The organism is Candidatus Enterococcus moelleringii, from assembly GCF_017377575.1.
Lineage (GTDB): Bacteria > Bacillota > Bacilli > Lactobacillales > Enterococcaceae > Enterococcus_A > Enterococcus_A moelleringii.
This window is the reverse complement of the sequence record NZ_JAFREM010000023.1, coordinates 1-24,443: the sequence shown is the minus strand read 5'-3', so window position 1 is coordinate 24,443 and position 24,443 is coordinate 1. Positions and strand designations below refer to the sequence as shown.

At 40.9% G+C, this 24,443-nt stretch carries 21 protein-coding genes and 1 tRNA gene; 16 read left to right on the top strand and 6 right to left on the bottom strand.

The window, feature by feature from the left end:
- The first annotated feature begins 79 nt into the window (after window positions 1–79).
- Entirely contained in the window at window positions 80–568 is a 489-nt protein-coding gene (ybaK, locus tag JZO70_RS14415; protein WP_207674323.1) for a Cys-tRNA(Pro) deacylase, read from the top strand.
- On the opposite strand, the gene JZO70_RS14410 is transcribed toward ybaK, so the two are convergent.
- Window positions 565–1,821: a BaiN/RdsA family NAD(P)/FAD-dependent oxidoreductase gene (locus JZO70_RS14410; protein ID WP_207674321.1), complete on the bottom strand. Its 1,257-nt coding sequence runs from the start codon at window positions 1,819–1,821 to the stop codon at window positions 565–567. The genes ybaK and JZO70_RS14410 overlap by 4 nt on opposite strands.
- 94 nt (window positions 1,822–1,915) lie before the next feature.
- Here JZO70_RS14410 and gdhA point away from each other — a divergent pair, with 94 nt between their 5' ends.
- The 3 genes from gdhA to JZO70_RS14395 all read left to right on the top strand — a co-directional run bounded on the left by gdhA (window position 1,916) and on the right by JZO70_RS14395 (window position 5,257).
- Entirely contained in the window at window positions 1,916–3,259 is a 1,344-nt protein-coding gene (gene gdhA, locus JZO70_RS14405) for an NADP-specific glutamate dehydrogenase (protein ID WP_207674320.1), read from the top strand.
- Between the two features lie 91 nt (window positions 3,260–3,350).
- The gene (locus JZO70_RS14400; protein ID WP_207674318.1) at window positions 3,351–4,697 is read left to right on the top strand and encodes a glucose-6-phosphate isomerase; all 1,347 of its coding nucleotides are present in this window, start codon (window positions 3,351–3,353) and stop codon (window positions 4,695–4,697) included.
- A 341-nt stretch (window positions 4,698–5,038) separates the two neighbouring features.
- Complete coding sequence (locus JZO70_RS14395) at window positions 5,039–5,257, top strand: hypothetical protein (protein ID WP_207674316.1); 219 nt, start codon at window positions 5,039–5,041, stop codon at window positions 5,255–5,257.
- A 175-nt stretch (window positions 5,258–5,432) separates the two neighbouring features.
- Here the strand turns inward: JZO70_RS14395 and JZO70_RS14390 are convergent, their stop codons facing one another.
- A complete protein-coding gene (locus JZO70_RS14390; RefSeq protein ID WP_207674314.1) occupies window positions 5,433–6,032 on the bottom strand; it encodes a TVP38/TMEM64 family protein in 600 nt (199 codons plus the stop codon).
- A gap of 180 nt (window positions 6,033–6,212) precedes the next feature.
- On the opposite strand from JZO70_RS14390, the gene JZO70_RS14385 reads away from it, so the two are divergent.
- A complete protein-coding gene (locus tag JZO70_RS14385; RefSeq protein WP_207674312.1) occupies window positions 6,213–7,565 on the top strand; it encodes an Nramp family divalent metal transporter in 1,353 nt (450 codons plus the stop codon).
- 394 nt (window positions 7,566–7,959) lie between these two features.
- Here the strand turns inward: JZO70_RS14385 and JZO70_RS14380 are convergent.
- Window positions 7,960–8,047: transfer RNA gene (locus JZO70_RS14380), tRNA-Ser, on the bottom strand.
- Between the two features lie 42 nt (window positions 8,048–8,089).
- Window positions 8,090–8,662, bottom strand: coding sequence for a TetR/AcrR family transcriptional regulator (locus JZO70_RS14375; protein ID WP_207674310.1), 573 nt, complete (start codon window positions 8,660–8,662; stop codon window positions 8,090–8,092).
- 383 nt (window positions 8,663–9,045) lie between these two features.
- On the opposite strand from JZO70_RS14375, the gene JZO70_RS14370 reads away from it, so the two are divergent.
- Both JZO70_RS14370 and JZO70_RS14365 read left to right on the top strand, forming a co-directional pair.
- Window positions 9,046–9,798 carry a threonine/serine exporter family protein gene (locus JZO70_RS14370; protein ID WP_242703956.1) on the top strand — a complete coding sequence of 251 codons (753 nt, stop codon included), beginning with the start codon at window positions 9,046–9,048 and terminating at the stop codon, window positions 9,796–9,798.
- Window positions 9,799–9,810: 12 nt separating this feature from the next.
- Window positions 9,811–10,269: a threonine/serine exporter family protein gene (locus tag JZO70_RS14365; RefSeq protein WP_207674308.1), complete on the top strand. Its 459-nt coding sequence runs from the start codon at window positions 9,811–9,813 to the stop codon at window positions 10,267–10,269.
- Between the two features lie 93 nt (window positions 10,270–10,362).
- Here JZO70_RS14365 and JZO70_RS14360 read toward each other — a convergent pair whose 3' ends face one another.
- Entirely contained in the window at window positions 10,363–11,166 is an 804-nt protein-coding gene (locus JZO70_RS14360; protein WP_207674306.1) for a Cof-type HAD-IIB family hydrolase, read from the bottom strand.
- Between the two features lie 167 nt (window positions 11,167–11,333).
- Here JZO70_RS14360 and JZO70_RS14355 point away from each other — a divergent pair, with 167 nt between their 5' ends.
- The gene (locus tag JZO70_RS14355; protein ID WP_207674304.1) at window positions 11,334–12,536 is read left to right on the top strand and encodes a multidrug efflux MFS transporter; all 1,203 of its coding nucleotides are present in this window, start codon (window positions 11,334–11,336) and stop codon (window positions 12,534–12,536) included.
- Between the two features lie 48 nt (window positions 12,537–12,584).
- On the opposite strand, the gene JZO70_RS14350 is transcribed toward JZO70_RS14355, so the two are convergent.
- A complete protein-coding gene (locus tag JZO70_RS14350; protein WP_207674303.1) occupies window positions 12,585–12,770 on the bottom strand; it encodes a YjzD family protein in 186 nt (61 codons plus the stop codon).
- Window positions 12,771–12,871: 101 nt separating this feature from the next.
- On the opposite strand from JZO70_RS14350, the gene dnaE reads away from it, so the two are divergent.
- The 8 genes from dnaE (at window position 12,872) to JZO70_RS14310 (ending at window position 23,986) form a co-directional block, all read left to right on the top strand.
- Entirely contained in the window at window positions 12,872–16,159 is a 3,288-nt protein-coding gene (gene dnaE, locus JZO70_RS14345; RefSeq protein ID WP_207674301.1) for a DNA polymerase III subunit alpha, read from the top strand.
- Window positions 16,160–16,296: 137 nt separating this feature from the next.
- Window positions 16,297–17,259 (top strand): 6-phosphofructokinase, encoded by a 963-nt coding sequence (gene pfkA, locus JZO70_RS14340; protein WP_207674299.1) that lies wholly within the window; start codon window positions 16,297–16,299, stop codon window positions 17,257–17,259.
- Between the two features lie 70 nt (window positions 17,260–17,329).
- On the top strand, window positions 17,330–19,114 hold the full coding sequence (gene pyk, locus JZO70_RS14335; protein WP_207674298.1) for a pyruvate kinase: 1,785 nt from the start codon (window positions 17,330–17,332) through the stop codon (window positions 19,112–19,114).
- Between the two features lie 176 nt (window positions 19,115–19,290).
- Window positions 19,291–19,836, top strand: a complete 546-nt coding sequence (locus tag JZO70_RS14330) for a YceD family protein (RefSeq protein WP_207674296.1) — start codon at window positions 19,291–19,293, stop codon at window positions 19,834–19,836.
- A 63-nt stretch (window positions 19,837–19,899) separates the two neighbouring features.
- Complete coding sequence (rpmF, locus tag JZO70_RS14325) at window positions 19,900–20,079, top strand: 50S ribosomal protein L32 (RefSeq protein ID WP_207674294.1); 180 nt, start codon at window positions 19,900–19,902, stop codon at window positions 20,077–20,079.
- A 146-nt stretch (window positions 20,080–20,225) separates the two neighbouring features.
- A complete protein-coding gene (gndA, locus tag JZO70_RS14320; RefSeq protein WP_207674292.1) occupies window positions 20,226–21,647 on the top strand; it encodes an NADP-dependent phosphogluconate dehydrogenase in 1,422 nt (473 codons plus the stop codon).
- A gap of 147 nt (window positions 21,648–21,794) precedes the next feature.
- Window positions 21,795–22,481: a response regulator transcription factor gene (locus JZO70_RS14315; protein ID WP_207674290.1), complete on the top strand. Its 687-nt coding sequence runs from the start codon at window positions 21,795–21,797 to the stop codon at window positions 22,479–22,481.
- Entirely contained in the window at window positions 22,478–23,986 is a 1,509-nt protein-coding gene (locus JZO70_RS14310; protein ID WP_207674288.1) for a HAMP domain-containing sensor histidine kinase, read from the top strand. The genes JZO70_RS14315 and JZO70_RS14310 overlap by 4 nt, the downstream gene beginning before the upstream one ends.
- Window positions 23,987–24,443: the final 457 nt, after the last annotated feature.

Here is a 24,443-nt window from a genome sequence, read left to right as displayed (position 1 = left end):
ATCGGAGAAGGAAGTCTGCGTACATTTTCAATTGTCTCTGACGAATTTCTTTGCTATGCTTTTAGCGAGGTGGATTGAGATGGCAAAAAAGAAGGTAACCAAAACCAATGCGATTCGACTAGTGGAGCAGAAAAAAATGCCTTATGTCGAACATGAATATCAATGGAGTGAAGATGATTTAGGCGCCGGTCATGTGGCAGAACAAGTCGGCATCCCGCCTGAGCGTATTTTTAAAACACTAGTGGCGGTGGGGAACAAAACCGGCCCCATCGTAGCAGTCATTCCCAGCAATCACGAACTGGACTTGAAAAAAATCGCTAAAGCCAGCGGTAATAAGAAAGTCGAGATGCTGCATTTGCGGGATTTAGAGGCCACCACCGGTTATATCCGCGGCGGCTGTTCGCCGATTGGTATGAAAAAGCTGTTTCCTACTTATTTAGAGGAAACAGCTCAAGAATTTCAGCAAATTGCGGTATCAGCCGGCAAGCGGGGACTGCAAATGGAACTAGCCCCCGATGCGATTGTTCAGCTGACTCGCGGCCATTACGTGTCCATAGTCAAAGACTAAGCGAAGGACTGATACGCTGCATGGGTACCAGCAACATAACCTGTACAAAAGGCACTGGTGATATTGAAGCCGCCCGTATATCCATTAATATCCAACAGTTCACCGGCAAAAAACAAGCCGGTGATTTTTTTGCTTTCCAGCGTTTTAGGAGAGACTTCTTTTAATTCGATCCCACCGCCAGTCACGAAAGATTTTTCTAAGCCAAAAGTCCCTTTAGCAGATAATTCCCAATGCTTGCAGTAATCATTCAAGGCTTCCAACTTCGCTTTCGGCAATTGATTCGCTGCAATGTCACTTATTTCCAACTTAGTCAGAAAATGCTGCAGCAGACGTTCCGGCAAGAATCCAGTCAAAGCATTTTTCATTTGTTTAGTTGAAGCTGTCACTTGCTGGGTCAATTGCTCCAAAACCTCAGCCTTAGTTAAGTCTGGGAAGCAGTCCAAAACCAACGTAACTCGATCCTGCTGCTTCAACAATTGATTCACAAAGCTGGAGCAGCGTAATGCTGCCGGACCGGACAAGCCGAAATGAGTAAACAACAAATCCATCACATGGGAAGCCACCACTTTTTTCTTTTCATTTACGACACTCAATTGAACATCCCGCAATGACAACCCCTGCAGTTCCTTCTTTTGAATAAAGTCCTCATCTAATAAAATTGGCGATTCAGTAGGGTACAAAGGAGTTACGTGGTGCCCCAAAGATTTAGCCAGCCGATAGCCATCGCCAGTCGCCCCAGTTGAAGGATAAGTCAGGCCGCCAGTTGCTAAGACCACACTTTTGGCAGAATAATCGCCAGTCTCCGTGCGCACGCCGGTGATCTTGGTACCGTCGTGAATAATTTTTTCTACCGCAGTCTGGTAGATCACGGTCACGCCCAGCTGATCCATTTCATTTTTCAGGCCTTCGACAATTGTTTTAGATTTGTCGGTAGTAGGAAACATCCGGCCATGATCTTCTTCTTTTAAAGCTACACCGCGATCTTCAAAAAAGCGAATGATATCCTGATTGTCCCATTGAGAAAACGTACTGTATAAAAAGCGCCCATTTCCCGGAATGTGCTGAATCAAATCTTCCACCGGTCGATTATTGGTAACATTGCAGCGTCCGCCGCCGGTCATCAACAATTTTTTGCCTAAGCGTTTGTTTTTATCAATAAGTGCCACCTTTGCGCCATTTGATGCAGCTGCGATCGCTGCCATCATGCCGGCTGGACCAGCACCAATGACGATGACTTCGAAATTTTTATCCATTTTTTCACCTCGTTGCAAAGTTTATCATGAAATTTCTAACACTTCTATTAGAAAATGATGTAAACTATGAGTATCTAATGTGAGGAGGAGTTTTATGCAAGCAAAGCAATATGTCGAACAGATTCAACAGTACTTAGAGGAAAAGGATCCAAATCAATCTGAATTTCTGCAAGCTGTAGAAGAGTTTCTACCTACAATTGTCCCTTTTTTAGATGAACATCCTGAATACATTGAACATAATATTTTGGGAATCATCGTAGAACCAGAGCGCATGATCCAATTCCGTGTGCCTTGGCAAGATGATAAAGGCAACTGGCAAGTAAATCGCGGCTACCGCGTACAATTCAATTCTGCGATTGGGCCTTACAAAGGCGGCCTGCGTTTCCACCCAAGTGTGAATATGAGTATCTTGAAATTCTTAGGCTTTGAACAAATCTTCAAAAACAGCCTGACTGGTCTGCCAATCGGCGGCGGGAAAGGTGGTTCTGACTTTGATCCTAAAGGTAAATCAGACCCTGAAATCATGCGTTTTTGCCAAAGCTTCATGACTGAATTGTCAAAACATATCGGCCCTAACTTAGATGTACCAGCTGGTGACATCGGTGTTGGCGGACGGGAAATCGGCTATTTATTCGGCCAATACAAACGTTTACGTGAATACGACGCCGGCGTGTTAACAGGAAAACCTCTAGGCTTTAACGGCAGCTTAGGCCGTACCGAAGCAACTGGTTATGGTGCTGTATACTTCGTTAAACATTTACTAGAAGACAAAGGCGATTCTTTCCAAGACAAAAAAGTATTGGTTTCCGGCAGCGGAAATGTAGCCATCTATGCGATTGAAAAAGTGCAAGAGCTTGGCGGAACTGCCGTGACTTGTTCCGATTCCAACGGCTATGTCTACGACAAAGACGGTATCGATCTAGATCTGTTAAAAGACATTAAAGAAGTTCGCCGCGAACGTTTAACCGAATACGTAAAAGAACGCAGCAACGCTGAATATTTTGAAGGTTCTGTTTGGGACTTAGAAACAGCAGCCGATATTGCTTTACCATGTGCTACTCAAAACGAAATCGACAAAGCCAAAGCAGAACGTTTAGCTGCCAACGGCGTAAAAGTAGTTGCTGAAGGAGCGAATATGCCAAGTACCATGGATGCTGTCAAAGTTTACCATGAAAATGGTGTCTTATACGGACCTGGTAAAGCCGCTAATGCTGGTGGGGTAGCTGTTTCCGCTCTAGAAATGAGCCAAAACTCGCAACGTCTATCATGGACCAAAGAAGAAGTTGACGGCAAATTAGACGACATCATGAAAAACATTTATGAAACTTGTCGTGACACAGCTGCAAAATATTCTGAAAAGGATAACTATGCCGCAGGTGCCAATATTGCCGGCTTTGCTAAAGTCGCTGACGCGATGATCGCACAAGGTTTGGTTTAATCGAAGAAATTGAAGGTTCAGGCTTGAAAAAAAAGCAAAAGAAACGTAAAGTATAACCTGTACGAAGTGATTTACAAGGAGGAAAAAAATCATGTCACATATTCATTTCGATTATTCGAAAGTCGCTCCATTTGTTAATGAACATGAAATGGAGTACATCAAAGGTCAAGTTGCTTTAGCCCACAAAGAATTACGGGAAGGAACTGGCGCAGGAAACGACTATCTAGGCTGGATCGATTTACCAGTTAACTATGACAAAGACGAATTTGCCCGCATCAAAAAAGCAGCAGAAAAAATTCAATCTGATTCTGAAGTATTAGTAGTTATCGGAATCGGCGGTTCTTACTTAGGAGCTCGTGCCGCAATCGAATTCTTGCACCAAACATTCTTTAACGTATTGGACAAAGCAGATCGCAAAGCACCGCAAGTATTCTTTGCCGGAAATTCAATCAGCTCTACTTATATTGCTGATTTAATCGAAGTAATCGGTGACCGTGATTTCTCAGTAAACGTTATTTCTAAATCAGGTACTACAACTGAACCTGCTATCGCTTTCCGTGTCTTCAAAGAATTACTAGTGAAGAAATATGGTGAAGAAGAAGCAAACAAACGTATCTACGCAACAACTGACAAAGCTCGCGGCGCAGTGAAAACTGAAGCTGATGCAGCTGGTTGGGAAACTTTTGTAATTCCTGATGATGTTGGCGGACGTTTCTCAGTATTAACAGCTGTTGGTTTATTGCCAATCGCTGCTAGCGGAGCAGATATCGATGCATTGATGCAAGGTGCTGCAGACGCTCGCGAAGCTTACTCAAGCGAAAACTTGGATGAAAACGAAGCTTACCAATACGCAGCAATGCGTAACTTGTTATACCGTAAAGGTAAAGTAACCGAAATCTTGGTTAACTACGAACCAGGTATGCAATACTTCAACGAATGGTGGAAACAATTGTACGGCGAATCAGAAGGAAAAGACTTGAAAGGGATCTACCCATCAAGTGCCAACTTCTCAACTGACTTGCATTCATTTGGCCAATATATTCAAGAAGGCCGACGCAATATCTTTGAAACGATTGTTAAGGTTGAAAAACCTCGCAAATCTGTGGCGATTCCAAGCCAAGAATCTGATCTGGATGGCTTAGGCTACTTGGAAGGCAAAGATGTCGACTTTGTAAACACGAAAGCTTACGAAGGCACATTATTAGCTCATACAGATGGCGGCGTACCTAACTTGGTATTAAACATCCCAACCATGGATGCTTACACTTTAGGTTATGCAATGTACTTCTTTGAAATTGCTGTAGGTATTTCTGGTTACTTATTGGGGGTTAACCCATTTGACCAACCAGGAGTAGAAGCTTACAAAAAGAATATGTTTGCTTTACTAGGCAAACCTGGCTTTGAAGATCTTGCTAAAGAATTGAACGAACGTCTATAATCAAAATCATAGCGCAGCGAGCTTTTCCGATTCATTCGGAAGACTCGCTGCGCTTTTTTGCGTTGTCCAAGTTTTTCTCAGAGTAATAATCATCTTTGAAATATAAGAAGGTACTTATCCAATTGTAGTTAATTGATTTGTTTTATGTGAAGAGTGAGGACAGCTGATAGGGGTAAATCTATAACTAGCATAAGATAACGCAGGGAAAAGGATCAACAAATCTTTATATATCAATAGATTTATGGGTGCCATTTGAAATTTGTTCAAAAAATTACCACACAACCGTTTTCATGAGAAAATTATTATGTTATTATAAAAGCATGAGAAAAAGGAGGATGGAAATGGAAAATATTGAGATAGGTGGTACTTATTCATGCAGAGCAATTGGTTTGGAAAAAGAGGTAGAAGGCGTTGTAGAACGGCTGTATAACAACACTGTGATGATCAGTGTCGTCACGTATGATCCAATTGATCGGGCACGAGTAATTGAGCTGCAAAATCGGTTGTTGGTGAAATACGAGGACATTTCCAATCAGCTCGCGTTGGAACATTTAGCATAATTAGTAGCCGATGTGTAATTAAAATTAATACTTAAACGAACAAGGGGGCATTCTTTTGCTCCCTTTTTTAATTGCATAGAAAAACATGCATATTTCTGTAACGAGAAGACTTTAATAACAATATTTTGGAGATATGCATAGATGTGATTTTTTTGCAAAAGAAAAGACTCACCAATTAGTGAGTCAGTAAACCTGCTAACCAGCTGCCGCCATGCAGCAACGCTAAACTGTATAGGAAAATTGAAACTGGCTTAGCCAGCAAAATAATCGCTGTATATTTCTTAAAAGACATATTAGTGACGCTTGCCATTAAACACAGCGCATCATCTGGTGCCACCGGTAAGAAGATTGCTAGAGCGAAAAGCTTTTCAAAGCGCTTGTCATTTTCTAACCAATGACTATATTTTTGATAGATTTTATCACTGACTAAGTGACTAATTAATGGTCGACCGTAGTGTCTGCCTAAAAGGAATAAAATAATTGAGCCCAAACAAATTCCCACATAATTATAGATAAAGCCCCAAACCGGTCCAAAGATCAACACTCCGGCTGCTAGGCTGATTCCCCCCGGCAAAATCGGAATAACGACTTGAACCATTTGTATGACGATGAAAATGAGCGGCCCGACGATAACTGATTGACCAACTAAGCTTTGCAAGGAATTCATATCCTTAAAGACTCCTAGATGGTAGAAATAGACAGCTAAACCAACAGAAAAGGCCAACCCGGCAAAAGAAATTGCATTAAGCAATCTTCGTGACTGTGCGATACTCATTTTCTCATCTCCTTGATTTTTATCTTATACCTCGAAGTATATGACAGATTGATCCTTTGTGCATAGGACTGGGGTCGGATTTTTAAAAAAAGATAGAAACTTTAAAATATTTTACACTTTTTTTGTTATAGGATATTCTGGATGTAGGAATCAATGAATCGATGGAAATGAGGAATTCTTTTGACCAAAGAGAAAAATCTGATCCATGAATCAGATGGCGTAAGCCTAGAGGAAATAAACGGTACGGTAAAAATACCTAAGAATGCCAGTTTCTGGAAGAAACTAACACTTTACAGCGGCCCAGGTGCACTGGTAGCTGTCGGTTATATGGATCCGGGGAATTGGATTACATCCATTGCTGGCGGGGCAGAGTATAAATACAGCTTGTTAACGGTTATTCTGCTTTCCAGCCTAATTGCCATGCTCTTACAAAGTATGGCGGCTAAGTTAGGGATGGTAACTGGAAAAGATCTGGCTCAAATGACTAGGTCCAAAACCAGCAAAGGCCTAGGCTTTGTCTTATGGATAGTAAATGAAATGGCGATTATGGCCACGGACATTGCTGAAGTAATTGGCGGGGCAGTAGCTCTTCAGCTATTATTTGGATTGCCATTATTAGTTGGAGTATTGATCACTACTTTTGATGTTTTGCTTCTTCTTTTGCTGACGAAGCTAGGGTTTCGCAAGATTGAAGCCATTGTGGCGGTACTGATCACTGTGATTTTCTGTGTCTTTGGCTATGAAGTAGCCTTAGCAGACCCACATTGGGGAGAGGTAATTCGTGGCTTTGTGCCAACTGTCGAGATTGCTACAGATCGTTCGATGCTGCTGTTGGCCTTGGGGATCGTTGGAGCGACAGTTATGCCCCATAATCTATATTTACATTCTTCAATTGCCCAATCACGAGATTTTGACCGAAAAAACGAGAAGGAGCTGGCTGAAGCGGTTCGTTTTACTACTTGGGATTCCAATATTCAACTGACAGTGGCTTTTATTGTAAATTGTTTGTTGTTGATTTTGGGCGGCGCACTGTTTTATGGTACTAATAGTGATCTTGGCAAATTTGTTGATCTATATGATGCCTTAAAGGACCCTTCGATTGTCGGAAGTATTGCCAGTCCTTTGTTAAGTACTCTATTTGCAGTGGCTTTGTTGGCCTCAGGGCAGAATTCGACGATCACTGGAACTCTTTCTGGTCAAATTGTCATGGAAGGCTTTATCCGCCTTAAAATGCCCCTGTGGATGCGCCGGGTCATCACCCGTTTACTAGCAATTGTTCCAGTAATCATTTGTGTCATCCTATATGGTGGCAATGAGAACGCAGTGGAAAACCTGTTGTTGTACACTCAAGTTTTTCTAAGCGTAGCCTTGCCGATATCAATCATTCCGCTGACCTTATTTACCAGTGACAAAAAATTAATGGGCAAGTTTGCAAACCCAAGCTGGGAGAAATATCTAGCATGGGGGATCACGATTATTCTAACTATTCTAAACCTATTTCTGATTTACGGGACATTAACGGGTGCGAATTAAACCTGCTGTAAATTCATTAGAAAAAAAGAAAGGCTTGCTGTCTCCGACGAAACAGCAAGTCTTTCTTTTGGAATCATTCAATTTAAGAATGCTTCAATTGGACGACGCGGTCAGCACAAGACACTTCCCCAAGTTCTTGTTTGCGTCGAACCATTAGTCAATAGGAGCGTATGTGCTCATTTATAATTATAAGTGTCATGACTTTTTTATGCAACTGATTATTTGATAACTCTTTAAAAAATCATAGTTATTTTTTAATAAAAATGTCTTTGTAAGTTGAGTCTGACTATAGAAAGTTTGCTTAAAGTTAGTCGGTTTCAATTAAAAAAGCTTGAAACACCAGCAGAATATATCTCTGCATCAGCATTTCAAGCTTTCCAAACGGCAACCTATAAGGAAGGTACGGGATTTGAACCCGTGCACCACATTGCTACGGCTCGCCGGATTTCGAGTCCGGTGCATTACCACTCTGCCAACCTTCCGCATAGAATATGTTACCTTTTTTCATTTAAATGTCAAGTGTTTTACAGCTTGTCTAGTACAGCTGTGTCTTCAGTATCTAAGATATGATCAATCGCACGGTTGATCAAGTGTACCATGTCCTCTTCAGTAGGTTCAATGATTCCGGAAGACATTAAAGTAGCAATCCCGGTAACGGTAATCCAGGTCCCAACGTGAAGTGCATTAATTTGCTCATCAGTTAAATTTTTGTATTTTGGATGTTTTTCAGTTAATTCGCGGAAATACTTGTAAGAAAAATCATGCATTTTTTGACCGCCGCCATATTCCTGTACGAACAAGGCATTGTATAGTTTGCTGCGTTCTTTAGCAAAGTAAATATAGTTTAATCCCAAATCAACAATCGCATCCCCGGTGCGTTTTGCTGGGAAGATATCATAGTACAAATGACCGCAAATCTCATCCAATAAAGTATTCTTCAAATCTTGCATGTTTTTGAATTCCAAATAAATTGGTTGTGTACTAATTCCCATCTTTTTGGCAATGTTTCGAGCAGTGAATCCGGAAAACCCCTCATTTTCCACAACTTCATACGCAGCCTTTAAAATCTGCTCCTTCGTGTACACTTTTCTTCTCATACTTGTTTCCTCCCAAGATGTTATTATTTTTCCTGTCAATTCATTTTAATCAAAAAGTAAGCGGTTTGGCAACCCTAATATGTTACGTTATCTAAAATAAGGCGAAAAAATTTAAAAAAAGAGTGTAAATTTTCCGATTGTTCCGTAAAATAGCATCTGAAATCGTTTTAGCAACAGCTGTTTCAATAACGTGTGTTTTTCTAACACTAAAATACGTTATACTTAAAAGGAAATAAATGCAAGAGAATTATTCCAAAAGACCAAGAGCGTTTTAGATCTGTGTTACTTTATCTCATATTATAGCAGGAAGTCGTCGTTTTTTCTTGCCTATTCGACTTCTTTTTCCTAAGATGAGGGAAAGAGTACAAAAAGGAGGGGTTGATTTGGCCCAACAAAGTTATGCTCAATTAGTTTTGATTACCTGCTTGAAGGCGGGAAAGATCATGATGGAGTCTGGATCAGAGGTCTATCGGGTAGAAGATACCATGAAGCGTATTGCCCAAAATGCTGGACTAGAGGATATCCAAACATACGTAACAGCAACCGGACTGATAGTAGGCTCTCCTTCAGAGGAAAATAGCCAAGTCATCCAAATCACTCAACAATCGATTAATTTGGAGAAGGTAGCAGCGGTGAATCGTGCCTCGCGGTTATTTGCAGAAGGACGATTGCCGTTACCGGATTTTTATGAACATTTAAATGAGATTGACCATGTAACCCCTGACTTTCCCTATACTTGGAAGATTTTGGCCTCCGGGGTGGTCAGCAGTACTCTTATGATTATTCTGAGAGGTGATTGGCAAGATTTTATTGCTACCTTTATCATTGGAATGTTGGGCTTTTCGGTGCATACCTTTTTTGGTAAAAAGCTGGAGATGAAATTTTTAAATGACTTTTTGGCCTCTTTGCTGATTGGAGTTTTAGCTATTTTGTCGGTGCATTTTTCAGTGGCAAAGGAGATTGATAATATCATTATTGGGTCCATAATGCCTCTCGTACCGGGACTTGCAATCACGAATTCTTTTCGTGATATTATGGCCGGACACTTAATCAGCGGAGTTGCTCGAGCCACTGAAGCATTGTTTGTTGCTGGAGCCATTGGCGGCGGAATTATTGTCGCGTTTAATTTTTTTTAGGAGGAGTATGTAGTGGTTTTTCTGATGAATTTCATTTTCAGTATGCTTAGTACGATTACCTTTGGCATTATAACTAATATTCCTCGTAAAGCATTTCTCACTTGTGGTATTACTGGAGCGATGGGCTGGATGACCTTTTGGATCTGTCAAACGTATTTTGATCAAAATATCGGTTTCTCCAATTTTTTGGCGGCGATGGTGATTGGGTTAATGAGCATTTTTTTCTCCCGCAAAAAACAGATGCCGGTAATCGTGTTTAACGTACCTAGTCTGGTACCGCTAGTTCCTGGTGGACCGGCTTACATGGCAGTCCGGGAAATGATGGATCAAAACTTTGATGTTTCGATGGAATACATCGCAGTCGTTTTAGTAACCTCTGGCGCGATTGCCTTGGGGTTTATGTTTACCAATGTCATTGAGCGTTTCTTGAAACGAACGAAAGCAACCTTGATTCGGGAAAGAAGACGTTGATAGAGACATTAAAATCTGGACAGGAGCTTCATGAGTGATCAAGCACGGCTCCTGTTTTTTAAAATAAAAAAAGCCGATGAAAAATCCATCAGCTTATAAGTCTAGATATTTTTCAAGATAGTCAGCTAAGCCGTCCTCTGAGTTAGGCTTTGCAGTAATGTCATTAGCGACTGATTTTACTTGATCTGTCCCGTTAGCCATCGCAACACCCCAACCAGCGTAAGCCAGCACATCAACATCGTTGTGTTCATCGCCAAAAGCAATAATATCTTCTTTATTCATATCAAAGACTTTAACGATGTGAGCCAACCCGTGTGCTTTTTGAATGCCTTTTGCTACAATCTCCAAAATTGCGTTCGGTCCGCCCCAAGTATTAACTTCCACCGAAGCGCCGTACTGCTGCTTCAGCTCTTCTGCGACGCTTTTCAGGTTTTGCGGCTGACTGCGTACAATTACCGAAGTCGGATTTTTTTTCAATGAATCCTTTGTCAATAAATTTTCAGCCGAGACTTCGCTGGCAAACATATGCTTATCAAAGAAGCTTAAATCATCGATGAAGAAAGTATCGCGATCTTCAGCGGCAATAAAATCTAACTTTAGGTTTTTCTTCTCTTGCATAATATCAAAGACGATATTACGATTAAAAGAAGTTTCAAGCTCTTGGTCCCAATGTTTTTCCGGCAAGTGGACTAATGCACCATTGAAATTAACCATCGGCGTGGATAACTGCAATTCGCGATAAAACTCGCTGCTCATGCGGTAAGGTCTGCCGGTAGCTATGACCACAGAATGTCCGTCCTCCATTGCGCGTTTTAGCGTGTGTGCCGTGCGCTCGGATATTTTTGATTCTTCATTTAATGTTGTTCCATCCAAATCGATGGCAATCATCTTTTTCATAGTAATCATCCTTGTCTCAATTTGTTACAGTCTAGCATATCCTATGAAAAACGCAACCAACTCGCTGTAAATTTAACACAGAAAACAGTCTTTTATTCTCACAAAGTTTGACAGACTTTGATATAGTAGTAGTTGAAGAAAAATGTGAAAAAAGAGAGCTGAAAAAAATGAAAATCAATTGGCGAAGAAATCTGTTTATTTCCTGGATCGGCTGTTTCTTTACAGGAGCGAGCTTTAGTTTAGTGATGCCTTTTTTACCGGTATACATTGAACAACTGGGAACACCAGAGCCTCAGGTAGAAATGTTTGCCGGTTTAGCGATTTCGGTGACCGCCTTTGCAGCAGCAATCGTATCACCAATCTGGGGAAATTTAGCAGATCGCAAGGGAAGAAAGCTGATGATGGTCCGTGCCGCAGCCGGTATGACTATCACCATGGGATCGTTGGCCTTTGTGCCAAATGTTTATTGGTTATTAGCTATGCGGTTTATGACCGGTGTACTTTCAGGGTATATTCCGAATGCCACGGCGATGATTGCCTCGCAAGCACCGCGGGAAAAAAGTGGTTGGGCATTAGGAACTTTGTCCACTGGAGCAGTTGCCGGAAGTTTGATCGGGCCGTCTATCGGTGGGATGCTGGCTCAGTGGTTTGGGCTGGAGAATGTCTTCATTATTACTGGTATTATTTTAATGATATGCACGATTTTAACTATTTTCATGGTACAAGAGAATTTTCATCCAGTTGAAAAACAGGACATGCTCAGCATGCGAGAACTTACTAGAAAAATAAACCATCTTCCGATTCTAGTCGGCTTATTTATAAGTACTATGATCCTGCAGCTTGGTGCCACCAGTATTAGTCCTATTCTGACTTTATACATCCGTCAGTTAAGCGGCAACAGCAGCAATGCTCTATTAATTAGCGGCTTTATTATTTCGGCTGCAGGTGTTTCCGCCATTATTTCTTCGCCAACGCTTGGTAAAGTTGGCGACCGAATCGGTAACCATAAGATTCTATTGGGAGGCTTATTCTTGTCCTTTATTTGTTTTATCCCAATGGCTTATGTCAAAACACCGTTTCAATTAGGGGTGCTGCGTTTCTTCTTAGGCTTTTCAACGGGTGCTTTGATGCCTTCTATTAATACGCTGATTGGAAAGATCAGTCCGCCAGAAGGGGTTAGTCGTCTTTACAGCTATAATCAAATGTTCAATAACTTTGGCCAGGTATTAGGACCAATGATCGGTTCAACCGTAGCCCACTCATTAGGGTACTCGGCGGTGTTCTTAGTGACTAGCGCCTGTGTCTTTGGTAACATTTTACTGAGTCTGTTCAATTTCCGAGGGCTTTTATCCAGTAAGACTAAAATTTAACTTCACATAAAGAAAAAACCAGTTACAATATAGTAACTGGTTGTTTGCTTAATGATTGGTGGATTGACGTGCAGGCTTCATTGCATATGAAAGCAAGACTGTAATGACACCGACAATTAACGAAACAATCGTTGACAGTTGGAAGTTATAAGTCGCGCTTTGCAAAGCGCCGCCTAAGTAACAAACTGCTTGTCCAATGGCAAATGCCCAGAAGAAGGTAACGAGATATTTCATTAAGAACACCTCTTTTCGTGTCGATTTCTAGCACTAGTTTAGCATTTTTTTGAAAAATGTAAAGAAAAGTCTTCATAAAAAGAGTTTAGCAGGAGGAGCCTATGAATTTTCCACAACTATATACAAAAACTTCCTATTCGCTGCTGCAAAGTACTTTGACCATCTCCGAGTATGTTCAAAAGGCCAAAGAAAAAGGCTATCAAACGCTAGCTCTAACGGATGAGCATGTCTTGCATGGGGCAGTTGAATTTTATCAAGCCTGCAAACAGCAGCAAATAAAACCGATTATCGGCCTAGAGCTGGATGTAATGTCTCAGTCAGAAGAGAACTTTATCATCCTTCTGTATGCTAAAGATTTAATCGGTTATCAAGAATTAATGCGTCTTTCCACTCAAAGAATGACGGAAGAAAAGACGCTGCACTTAGTTGATTATATCATCAACCCGCAGCACTTAATGATGGTGTTGCCCATCAGCAAGCTCCCATTAGATGGGGATACTGCTGCGGTCTTAGACGAAGTAAAAAAACATCTTCCTGAGAATATATTTTTAGGCTGTTCCTTAACCAATACTGATCAAGCCCATGCTTTGAGCCGAGACTACCAATTACCTTTGGCTGCCATACATGAAGTGAGATATTCCAAGCCAGAAGAAGCTTTTGCTATCGATGTCATGCAAAATATCCAGGCAGGGACTCAGCTAACTAGGGATGCAATAGTCGCCAAAAGCGGTGACAGCTACTTATTATCAGAAGAACAGCTTCGTCAGCACTTTGAAGAGACCAAGCACACAGAAGCAATTAACAATGCAGTTTTCTTAGCAGACAGTTGTCAGCTGGATATTCCGCTGCATCAAAAACTGCTGCCTCATTATCCGCTTCCTCAGCAACAAACAGCTAAAGACTTTCTAGAAGAGCTCTGCTGGGAAAGTCTGCCCTTGAGAGTGGACGAGGTCTCTGCAATTTATCAGGAACGTTTGACTAAAGAGTTATCCATCATACATACCATGGGCTTTGATGATTATTTTCTAATCGTCTGGGATGTCATGGATTACGCCCATCGCAATAAAATTGTCACTGGAGCTGGGCGGGGATCAGCCGCAGGTTCGTTGGTTGCTTATGTCCTGTCAATCACCGACGTCGATCCGATCCAGTATGATTTACTATTTGAACGTTTTTTGAATCCCGAGCGCTTCAGCATGCCAGATATTGATTTGGATATTCCCGATAATCGCCGGAACGAAATTTTGCATTACGTCAAGGAAAAGTACGGTCGTTTCCATGTGGCGCAAATTGCTACTTTTGGTACGATGGCGGCGAAAATGGTGTTGCGGGATGTTGGTCGGGTTTTTGGTTTGTCGCAAAGTGAAGCCAATCGCTGGTCCAAAGCTATCCCCAATCAGTTAAAAATTACTTTGGCGGAGGCCTATGACCAATCAGAAACCTTGAAGCGTCTGGTAAATGCTGATCCTAGAAGTCAATTGATGTTCGAAACAGCCCTTAGCTTAGAAGGACTACCAAGACACGTGTCCACCCATGCTGCCGGAGTAGTGATCAGTGATCAAGAATTAATACCGATTGTCCCATTGCAAAATGGCGCAGAAGACATTTTGCTAACCCAATTTACCATGAGCGATGTAGAGACAATTGGGTTATTGAAGATGGATTTTCTGGGTCTGCGGAACTTATCTATCATTGATACCGCCTTGCGCAACATCAAAAAAGTCTATCAAGAAGAGATCAACTTAAAGCAGATTCCCTTAGACGATCCAGAAACCTTAGCGCTTTTCCAACGAGGAGAAACCAGCGGGGTATTCCAATTTGAATCTGCTGGTATCCGCAATGTGCTGCGTCGCTTAGGTCCTACTTCAATCGAAGATATTGCTGCCGTTAATGCGCTGTACCGACCAGGTCCGATGCAAAATATCGACCACTTTATTGCCCGTAAAAAAGGAAAAGAGGCTATACAATATCCAGAAGAATCCCTAAAGCCGATTTTGGAAAATACGTATGGCATTATCGTTTACCAGGAACAGATTATGCAGGTGGCCGCTAAAATGGCCGGCTTCAGTTTAGGTCAGGCAGATATCTTGCGGAGAGCCGTTAGTAAAAAGAAAAAAGATTTATTAGATGAAGAGAGACGTCACTTTGTATCCGGAGCAGTTGAGCAAGGCTATACCCAAAAGAGTGCAGAAGAAGTCTATGACTATATCGACCGTTTCGCCAACTACGGTTTTAACCGATCTCATGCTTTTGCTTATTCCTTTGTCGGATATCAGATGGCTTATCTGAAGGTTCATTATCCAGGGCCGTTTTATACAGCGCTGCTCCAGTCAGTTCGTAACGATGCTAAAAAGATGCGGGAGTATATAGTAGAGGCGAACCGGGCGGGAGTCCAGTTGTTAGCCCCGGATATTAACAAGAGCTACTATAGTTTCACATTAGTAGAAAAAAATACGATCCGTTTTGGTTTGGATGCGATTAAAGGAGTTCGCCGTGATTACGTCGCCAATGTTATGGCGGAACGCAAAAAGCATGGAGCTTATAAATCACTAGACGATTTTTTGCTGAGAATTGAAGAACGGTGGCTAAAAACGGAATACATTGAACCATTAATCGTGGTCGGTGCTTTTGACGGCCTTCATGGCAATCGCCGTCAGCTGAAAGCAGAGTTGGGAGGCAAAATTCAAAACGTTCTATACAGTGGTGGCAGTGATTCGTTACTAGATGTAATGAGTCTGAAAGAGCAAGAGGTTCCGGAATACTCGCTAGCGGAAAAATTGGATTATGAAGAAAAGTATTTAGGACTGTATGTCTCAGGACACCCAACTGAAAACTATCCAAAAATTAAAAGGCAAAAAAATATTCGTTTAGTGAGCGATATTCTGGCGGGTCAGAACGCAACAATGTTAATCTACTTAAAGGACCTGCGTGAGATTCGAACGAAAAAGGGCGAACAGATGGCCTTTTTGGACGGCAACGACCAAAGCGGCGAATTGTCCTTGACCGTTTTTCCAGTGCTTTACCGTAGAATTCGCAACGATCTTCAATTGGAGCAAGTATACCTCGTATCTGGAAAAATTGAAAAAAGTCGTTACGATCAAGCCTTACAAATGTTGGTAGAAAGCTTTGAGCCTGCTGATACAATAGAAGAAAGTTTATCTGAGGAAATTCTTTATTTACGGGTAGCGGATAATCAGGATAGTCGCATCCTGCAACAGGAAATTGCTGAAAAATTAAAAACCGCTCCCGGCAACATCCCAGTGGTCATATATTTCGAGAAAGATCGCCGAAAGATTGTGTTAGGAAAAGATTTTTGGATAGGGCGTAATACGCAATTGTTGATGGATTTACGTGACATATTGGGGGATAAAAACGTCGTATTACAGTGATTTCTTGTAACTTTCAAAACTTTTTTCAGGTATATCGGACTTTCCCATGAACTTTCCAAGACTTTTGGTTGCTTTGATGGTAGAATGTACCATGAATTAAGAACAATGCTTGATCAATAATTTTTTGAGGTGAGAAAATGAAACGCATTGGAATTTTAACTAGTGGAGGAGACGCTCCAGGTATGAACGCTGCTGTTCGTGCTGTTGTGCGTAAAGGAATCTACGAAGGCTTAGAAGTATACGGTATCAACTACGGTTTTGCTGGTTTAGTTTCTGGTGATATTCGTCGTTTAGATGTTGCTGATGTTGGTGATAAGATCCAACGCGGCGGAACATTTTTATATTCTGCTCGTTACCCTGAATTTGCTACCGAAGAAGGCCAATTAAAAGGGATCGAACAATTGAAAAAATTCGGAATTGAAGGGTTGGTTGTTATCGGAGGCGATGGTTCTTACCATGGTGCGATGGCATTAACTAAACATGGTTTCCCAGCAGTCGGAATTCCTGGAACCATCGATAACGATATTCCTGGAACAGATTTCACTATTGGCTTTGACACTGCAATCAATACTGTCTTGGAATCATTGGATAGAATCCGTGACACAGCGACTTCACACGTACGTACTTTCGTGATTGAAGTTATGGGACGCAACGCAGGTGACATTGCTTTGTGGTCAGGTGTTGCTGGCGGAGCAGATGAAATTGTCATTCCAGAACATGATTTCGATATGGCAGTAATCGCTAATAAAATCAAAGCAGGACGCGATCGCGGTAAGAAGCATTGCCTAATCGTTCTAGCTGAAGGTGTTATGGGCGGCAATGAATTTGCTGACAAATTATCTGAATACGGCGACTTCCATACACGGGTCAGCGTATTAGGACACGTAGTTCGCGGGGGCTCTCCAAGTGCACGCGACCGTGTATTGGCAAGTAAATTTGGTTCATATGCGGTTGAATTGCTGCAAGAAGGCAAAGGCGGTTTGTGTATCGGCATGTTAGAGAATAAAGTAATTGCGGCTGACATTATCGATACATTGGAAAACAACAAACATAAACCTGACCTGTCACTTTATGAATTGAACCAAACAATCTCATTTTAATCTCGTTAATGAAGTAGCGTAAAAGCTATTTGTTATAAAAGTAATACAACAAGAATAGGAGCGTTTATACATGAAAAAAACAAAAATCGTTAGTACATTAGGACCAGCAAGTAATACACTTGAAATCATCTCTGAATTGATCGAGGCTGGTGCAAATGTCTTTCGTTTCAACTTTTCTCACGGTGACCACGAAGAACAATTAAGTCGTATGACTTTAGTTCGTGAAGCTGTTAAGAAAACTGGAAAAGACGTCGGTATTCTTTTAGATACAAAAGGTGCGGAAATCCGTACAACTGTTCAAGACACAACTGATGCTGACTACGGTCGCGCTGGATATATTCAATTTAACGTTGGAGATCAAACACGAATTTCTATGGATCCTGAATTCAAAGGTTCAAAAGAAAAAATCGCGGTTACTTACCCAGGTTTGTTCGACGATGTTCACGTAGGCGGACACGTTTTATTCGATGATGGCTTAATTGACATGGAAATCGTTGAAAAAGATGCTGCCAATCGTGAATTAGTAGTAGTCGTTAAAAATGCTGGAATGCTTGGATCACGAAAAGGTGTTAACGCACCAGGAGTATCTATCAGCTTGCCAGGGATTACTGAAAAAGATGCTGAAGACATTCGTTTTGGTTTAGACAACGATATCGACTTCATCGCTGCCAGCTTTGTACGTAAAGCACAAGACGTTTTAGAAATTCGTGAAATTTTAGAAGAAAAAGACATGAACCATGTACAAATCTTCTCTAAAATCGAATCTCAAGAAGGTATCGATAATATCGATGAAATCCTAAAAGTTTCTGATGGTATCATGGTTGCTCGTGGCGACATGGGTGTTGAAATTCCAGCGGAAGAAGTTCCAATGGTTCAAAAATCAATCATCAAAAAATGTAACGCTGCTGGTAAATCAGTCATCACAGCAACTCAAATGTTGGAATCTATGCAAAGCAACCCACGTCCTACACGTGCCGAAGCTTCTGACGTGGCCAACGCTGTATTTGACGGAACAGATGCAACAATGCTTTCAGGTGAATCAGCAAACGGCGACTACCCAGTAGAAGCTGTAGCAACAATGGCTCGTATTGACCAAGAAGCAGAAAAAGCTCTTGAAGAAATGGGTACTTTCCAAATCAATGAATTTGATAAAACAGATGTAACTGAAACAGTCAGCTTATCCGTTGCTCGCGCTGCGCACAACTTAGGCGTTAAAACAATTGTAGCAGCTACTGAATCAGGCCACACGGCAAAAATGATCTCTAAATACCGTCCAGATGCAGACATCTTGGCTGTAACCTTTGATGAACGCACAAAACGTGGTTTGATGTTAAACTGGGGTGTTTACCCAACTGTTGCTGAAAAACCAACAACAACTGACGAAATGTTCGACCTTGCAACTAAGAAAGCTGTAGAATTAGGCTTTGCTGAAGAAGGCGACTTGATCCTAATCACTGCTGGTGTTCCAGTTGGTGAACGTGGAACTACTAACGTTATGAAGATCCAATTGATTGGTTCTAAATTGTTGGAAGCTCAAGGTGTAGGTGAAAAAACAGTTGTAGCTAATGCAGTTGTTGCATCTTCTGCTGAAGAAGCTGTGAAAAACGCAAAAGAAGGTATGGTTCTAGTTGTTCCAACAACTGATAAAGAATACATGCCTGCAATTGAAAAAGCAGCGGCTTTAATCGTTGAAGAAGGCGGATTGACTTCACATGCTGCGGTAGTGGGAATTGCGCAAGATGTTCCAGTTATTGTAGGTGCTAAAGATGCTACCTCAACAATCGTTGATGGCGAATTAGTCACTGTTGACCCTCGCCGTGGTATTGTATACCGTGGAGAAACAACAGCAATCTAAGGTTATCTTTTAGGGGGTGGACCAAGTAAAAATTGGTTCGCCCTTTTCGCTTGTTTTCATAAATAACAGCTTGGAAACGTGATAATGACAGTTTTTTTCGAGGTGTCAAGAAAATTTCATTGACAAGCAAATTTTCAACCTGTATAATATCGATTGTTGCTTAGAGGTGATGAATAATGAAATGGTCCATTATAGAATTGCGTCGTTATCAAGACGAACCGTTGAATTTTTCCGATACAATGGATGTCAGCGAATCGTTAAAACAACGTGATTCAGAAATTTTGGCAGTAGCACCTGTAAAAGTTACAGGAATTTTGTCTGTCGGGAAAAAAGAATATATTTTACATTATCGGTTAACGACGACTGTAACTGTTCCATCTTCCCGTTCACTTGAACCAGTCGATCTGCCGCTTGATCTTTCTGTGGATGAACTATTCATGACACAAGAGCAATGGTCGGCGCAGGTAGATGACCGTGAAGAAGAAATCATTGTGTTAGACAGTGACACTATCGACTTGACGGACTCTGTGGAAGACAACATACTGCTGGCGATTCCGCTGCAGGTATTAACGGATGAAGAGAAAGATGCTAAGGATTTACCTAAGGGTAATGACTGGCAAGTCGTCTCTGAAGAAGAATACCTTGCGAAAAAGGAGCAAGCAAAAACAATTGATCCTCGTCTTGCAAAGTTATCTGAGCTTTTCAATGAAGAAGATAATTAGTAAGATTGGAATAAAATGTATCTATTTTAAGATACTTCATTTTTACAAGGAGGTGTAACACCAATGGCAGTACCAGCAAGAAGAACATCAAAAGCAAAAAAAGCAAAACGTCGTACTCATTACAAATTAACCATCAAAGGTTTGAACGAATGTCCAAACTGTGGTGAAATGAAGAAGAGTCATCACGTGTGTGCCAACTGCGGCCACTACGATGGAAAAGATGTTATGTCTAAAGAAGCATAATAGCTTTTTAATGATAGAAAAAGCGAAAAACCTCAAGACTAACCATGGAGTCTTGGGGTTTTTTATGTATTGCGCACAATTCCTTTTTCATTTTTTGTACCTTAGGCTATAATGTAAAGGATAGTGGAATAATTAGGAGGTATATTATGTCAAAAGCACAATTTGGTGTTGTCGGAATGGCCGTTATGGGAAAGAATTTAGCTCTTAACATTGAAAGCCGCGGGTACACTGTTGCCTTGTACAATCGTACAGGCTCAAAAACACAAGTAGTGGTGGATGAACATCCTGATCGCAACTTTGAAGCAACCTTTTCAATTGAGGAATTCGTCAATGCGATTGAAAAACCTCGTCGCATTATGTTAATGGTTAAAGCCGGTCCAGCAACGGATGCAACAATACAAGAATTGTTGCCCCATCTAGATAAAGGTGATGTATTAATCGATGGCGGAAATACATTCTTTAAAGACACAATTCGCCGGAATGAAGAACTAGCTAACTCTGGTATTAACTTCATCGGTACAGGCGTGTCTGGCGGAGAGAAAGGTGCCCTAGAAGGCCCTTCAATGATGCCTGGCGGTCAAAAAGAAGCGTATGACCTAGTAGCGCCTATTTTTGAACAAATCGCTGCTAAAGCCGAAGACGGCGAACCATGTGTTACTTACATCGGTGCTAACGGCGCAGGTCATTATGTAAAAATGGTTCATAATGGAATCGAATATGGTGACATGCAATTAATCGCAGAATCTTATGACTTGATGCAGCAATTATTAGGTCTGTCTGTTGATGACATGGCTGACGTGTTTGCAGAATGGAACAAAGGGGAACTAGACAGCTACCTGATCGAAATTACAGCGGACATCTTAACTAGAAAAGATGACGAAGGTACTGGCAAACCAGTAGTTGACGTGATCTTAGATGCGGCTGGTAATAAAGGAACAGGTAAATGGACATCTCAAAGTGCTCTAGACTTAGGTGTTCCGCTTCCTTTGATTACGGAGTCGGTATTTGCCCGCTTTATTTCTGCTTACAAAGAAGAACGTGTAGCAGCAAGCAGCGTTTTATCAGGACCAGCTCCTTACAAGTACGAAGGCGACAAAGAAGAACTAGTTGAAAAAATCCGTGAAGCGTTGTACTTCAGCAAAATTATGAGCTATGCGCAAGGATTTGCTCAACTGCGTGCCGCTTCTAAAGAGTACGATTGGGAATTGCCATTTGGGGACATAGCTAAAATTTGGCGTGCTGGATGTATCATTCGTGCTCGTTTCTTGCAAAAAATCACTGATGCTTATGAAAAAGATGTTGATCTTGCAAACTTGATGCTGGACGAATACTTCCAGGAAATAGCCAGCAAGTATCAAGCAGCTGTTCGTGAAGTTGTAAGTATTGCTGTTCAAGCTGGAATTCCGGTTCCAACCTTCTCTTCAGCAATCGCTTATTACGATTCTTACCGGGCAGAACGTTTACCTGCTAACTTGATTCAAGCACAAAGGGATTATTTTGGTGCACATACGTATGAACGCACTGATAAAGAAGGAATTTACCACTACAGCTGGTATGATGAAGAATAATTAAGCTAAAACTAGGGATTTTTAACTGTTTAGAGGTCCCTAGTTTTTTTATTGGGCATTTCATGATAAAATGACAGTAGCTTTGAAAGGCTTAGACCTTTAAAATAGACGGTTTAGGCAAGTTCAATTTGGAAAGGAATAATGAGAATGAGTAATATTCTAATCATTGAAGATGAAAAAAACTTAGCTCGGTTTGTAGAACTTGAGTTGAAACATGAGGGCTACGAAACAGATGTTCATTATAATGGACGTACTGGATTAGAAGCAGCTTTAGAAAACGACTGGGATGCGATCCTGTTAGACTTAATGCTTCCTGAGTTAAACGGTTTGGAAGTTTGCCGTCGCGTAAGACAAGTAAAAAACACGCCTATTATTATGATGACTGCGAGAGACTCTGTTATTGATCGTGTTTCTGGCTTAGACCATGGTGCGGATGATTACATCGTTAAACCATTTGCGATCGAAGAACTATTAGCCCGTTTGCGCGCGTTGCTTCGTCGAATTGACATTGAAGGCGACAAAAATGTTGCAAAACAAACCACTATTACTTATCGTGACTTAACGATCGAAAAAGAAAATCGCGTGGTTCGTCGTGGTAATGACATTATTGAATTGACTAAGCGTGAATACGAACTGTTGTTGACCTTAATGGAAAACGTAAATGTCGTATTAGCTCGTGATGTCCTATTAAATAAAGTCTGGGGTTATGAAACTGAAGTTGAGACAAACGTTGTCGACGTATATATTCGTTATCTGCGTAACAAGATTGATGTTACCGGAGAAGACAGCTACATTCAAACTGTTCGCGGAACAGGATATGTTATGCGCTCATGAGAAAGCTTTTCAAAAAGCAAGGAGAACTGAAGGGGCCTTCACTTACTATTAAGTGGGCCTTTACAAGTTCTTTCTTTATATTCGTTGTATTTACCATTTTTGCGGTAATTACCTACAAATCTTCCATCAACTTAATTGTTGCTAAGGAACGAAACAATGTTGAACAAACGATTTCAGATGTCTCTTCCCGGTTAGCCAACTCGGATGAAGAACTAACCTTAGTGAATACATATCGTACGCTAACCGAGTCATCCAATCTAGATAACGCATTGTATGACCGCAATATGACGCTTGAAGGCAATATGCTGCGTATCGACAGTTTTGTCGCTGAATTAGGTCAGACGCAGCTCTCATTGGATATCTATAATTTAGACGAAAAATTGATTTTTAAAACACAGGAAGTCTATCATCCTTTGGTGCAAACAGAGCATAAAAGCCCAACGATTGTTACTTTGGATGAAAAAAATGGTTTTCTATCGATTGAACCGATTTATTCTAAAGAGACACGGGAACGAATCGGCTATGCCCAGATTTTTTATGAGTTGTCTGATTTTTATGAAATGCGCAGCAAACTTTTGATCACCTTGATCGTGCTGGAGATCGTATCTTTAGTGCTAAGCAGTTTCCTTGGTTTCTTGCTGTCATCCTATTTCTTGAAGCCGGTAAAAATTCTGCGAGATACGATGGAAATTATCCGCCAAGACCCACAAGCAGATGTTCATGTACCTGAAATTACTACAAATGATGAATTAGCTGACCTGGCGATGATCTTTAATGATGTCATTGATAGGATTCGCATGTATATCAAACAACAAGAGCAGTTTGTAGAAGATGTATCGCATGAACTGCGAACGCCAGTTGCAGTAATTGAAGGGCATCTTAGCCTGCTTAATCGCTGGGGAAAAGATGATCCTGAAATTCTGGAGGAATCGATTCAAGCTAGTTTACAGGAAATTGAACGCATGAAGAGTTTAGTTCAAGAAATGCTAGATCTCTCCCGTGCAGAACAAGTGGATGTCTATTATGGTAATGAAGTATCAAATGCTAAAGAAGTAACTTATCAAGTCTTTAATAATTTCAAGTTGCTATACCCAGAATTTACTTTTACTTTGGACGATGACTTGGAAAACGAACGACAGCTGAAAATTTATCGGAATCACTTGGAACAGATTATGATTATCATTATGGATAATGCTGTGAAGTATTCGACAGATCGTAAAGAAGTTCACATTTCTATTTCTTCGACATTGAATGAATTCGAAATTGCCATTCAAGACTTCGGTGAGGGAATTCCTGATGAAGATATTGACAAAGTATTCAATCGCTTTTACCGTGTGGACAAAGCACGTGCGCGAACAAAAGGCGGAAATGGGCTGGGATTATCCATAGCACATAAACTGATTGAAAGCTATAAAGGGCATATCAGTGTTGAAAGCTCGATTGGACAAGGGACAATTTTTAGAATTTTCATTCCGATGATGGAAGAGGAATCAGCCGAACAATAATCGGCTGATTTTTTTTACGCATTTTTCGACAAATATTGCATTAGACGCTTGTTATTTTTGATTTAAAATCGAACGTTACTTTGCTATTAGGCGATTTCGTTCGCGTAAGAAAAAAAGTTCAAAAAAATTGCATTTTATAGTTGCGTTAAAAGCCAAAGATTGCTATATTATTATTTGTTCCAACGAGATGAAATCTCCAAAAAATATTTTTCGAAAAAGTTATTGACGGATGATTTCACTTATGGTATTTTTATAAAGTCGCTGATAACGAGAGACAACAAACTTGTTTTTTTAAAATAAAAAAACGCAAAAAAGTTGTTGACATCGAGTCGGCAAAATGATAAGATTTAAGAGTTGCTGATGCAGCGAGAAACACACGATTTACTCAAGAATAGACCTTTGAAAACTGAACGAATAAAACAAACCAAATGTGTAGGGCGCTTCTATTATATAGAAG

Excerpts from the sequence above, each read along its gene's own strand:
- dnaE (WP_207674301.1), top strand. The coding sequence starts at position 12,872 with ATGAATTTTCCACAACTATATACAAAAACTTCCTATTCGCTGCTGCAA.
- pfkA (WP_207674299.1), top strand. The coding sequence starts at position 16,297 with ATGAAACGCATTGGAATTTTAACTAGTGGAGGAGACGCTCCAGGTATG.
- pyk (WP_207674298.1), top strand. The coding sequence starts at position 17,330 with ATGAAAAAAACAAAAATCGTTAGTACATTAGGACCAGCAAGTAATACA.
- JZO70_RS14375 (WP_207674310.1), bottom strand. The coding sequence starts at position 8,662 with ATGAGAAGAAAAGTGTACACGAAGGAGCAGATTTTAAAGGCTGCGTAT.
- JZO70_RS14330 (WP_207674296.1), top strand. The coding sequence starts at position 19,291 with ATGAAATGGTCCATTATAGAATTGCGTCGTTATCAAGACGAACCGTTG.
- JZO70_RS14310 (WP_207674288.1), top strand. The coding sequence starts at position 22,478 with ATGAGAAAGCTTTTCAAAAAGCAAGGAGAACTGAAGGGGCCTTCACTT.
- gdhA (WP_207674320.1), top strand. The coding sequence starts at position 1,916 with ATGCAAGCAAAGCAATATGTCGAACAGATTCAACAGTACTTAGAGGAA.
- JZO70_RS14395 (WP_207674316.1), top strand. The coding sequence starts at position 5,039 with ATGGAAAATATTGAGATAGGTGGTACTTATTCATGCAGAGCAATTGGT.
- JZO70_RS14360 (WP_207674306.1), bottom strand. The coding sequence starts at position 11,166 with ATGAAAAAGATGATTGCCATCGATTTGGATGGAACAACATTAAATGAA.
- rpmF (WP_207674294.1), top strand. The coding sequence starts at position 19,900 with ATGGCAGTACCAGCAAGAAGAACATCAAAAGCAAAAAAAGCAAAACGT.
- JZO70_RS14400 (WP_207674318.1), top strand. The coding sequence starts at position 3,351 with ATGTCACATATTCATTTCGATTATTCGAAAGTCGCTCCATTTGTTAAT.
- ybaK (WP_207674323.1), top strand. The coding sequence starts at position 80 with ATGGCAAAAAAGAAGGTAACCAAAACCAATGCGATTCGACTAGTGGAG.
- JZO70_RS14410 (WP_207674321.1), bottom strand. The coding sequence starts at position 1,821 with ATGGATAAAAATTTCGAAGTCATCGTCATTGGTGCTGGTCCAGCCGGC.
- JZO70_RS14390 (WP_207674314.1), bottom strand. The coding sequence starts at position 6,032 with ATGAGTATCGCACAGTCACGAAGATTGCTTAATGCAATTTCTTTTGCC.
- JZO70_RS14355 (WP_207674304.1), top strand. The coding sequence starts at position 11,334 with ATGAAAATCAATTGGCGAAGAAATCTGTTTATTTCCTGGATCGGCTGT.
- JZO70_RS14350 (WP_207674303.1), bottom strand. The coding sequence starts at position 12,770 with ATGAAATATCTCGTTACCTTCTTCTGGGCATTTGCCATTGGACAAGCA.
- gndA (WP_207674292.1), top strand. The coding sequence starts at position 20,226 with ATGTCAAAAGCACAATTTGGTGTTGTCGGAATGGCCGTTATGGGAAAG.
- JZO70_RS14315 (WP_207674290.1), top strand. The coding sequence starts at position 21,795 with ATGAGTAATATTCTAATCATTGAAGATGAAAAAAACTTAGCTCGGTTT.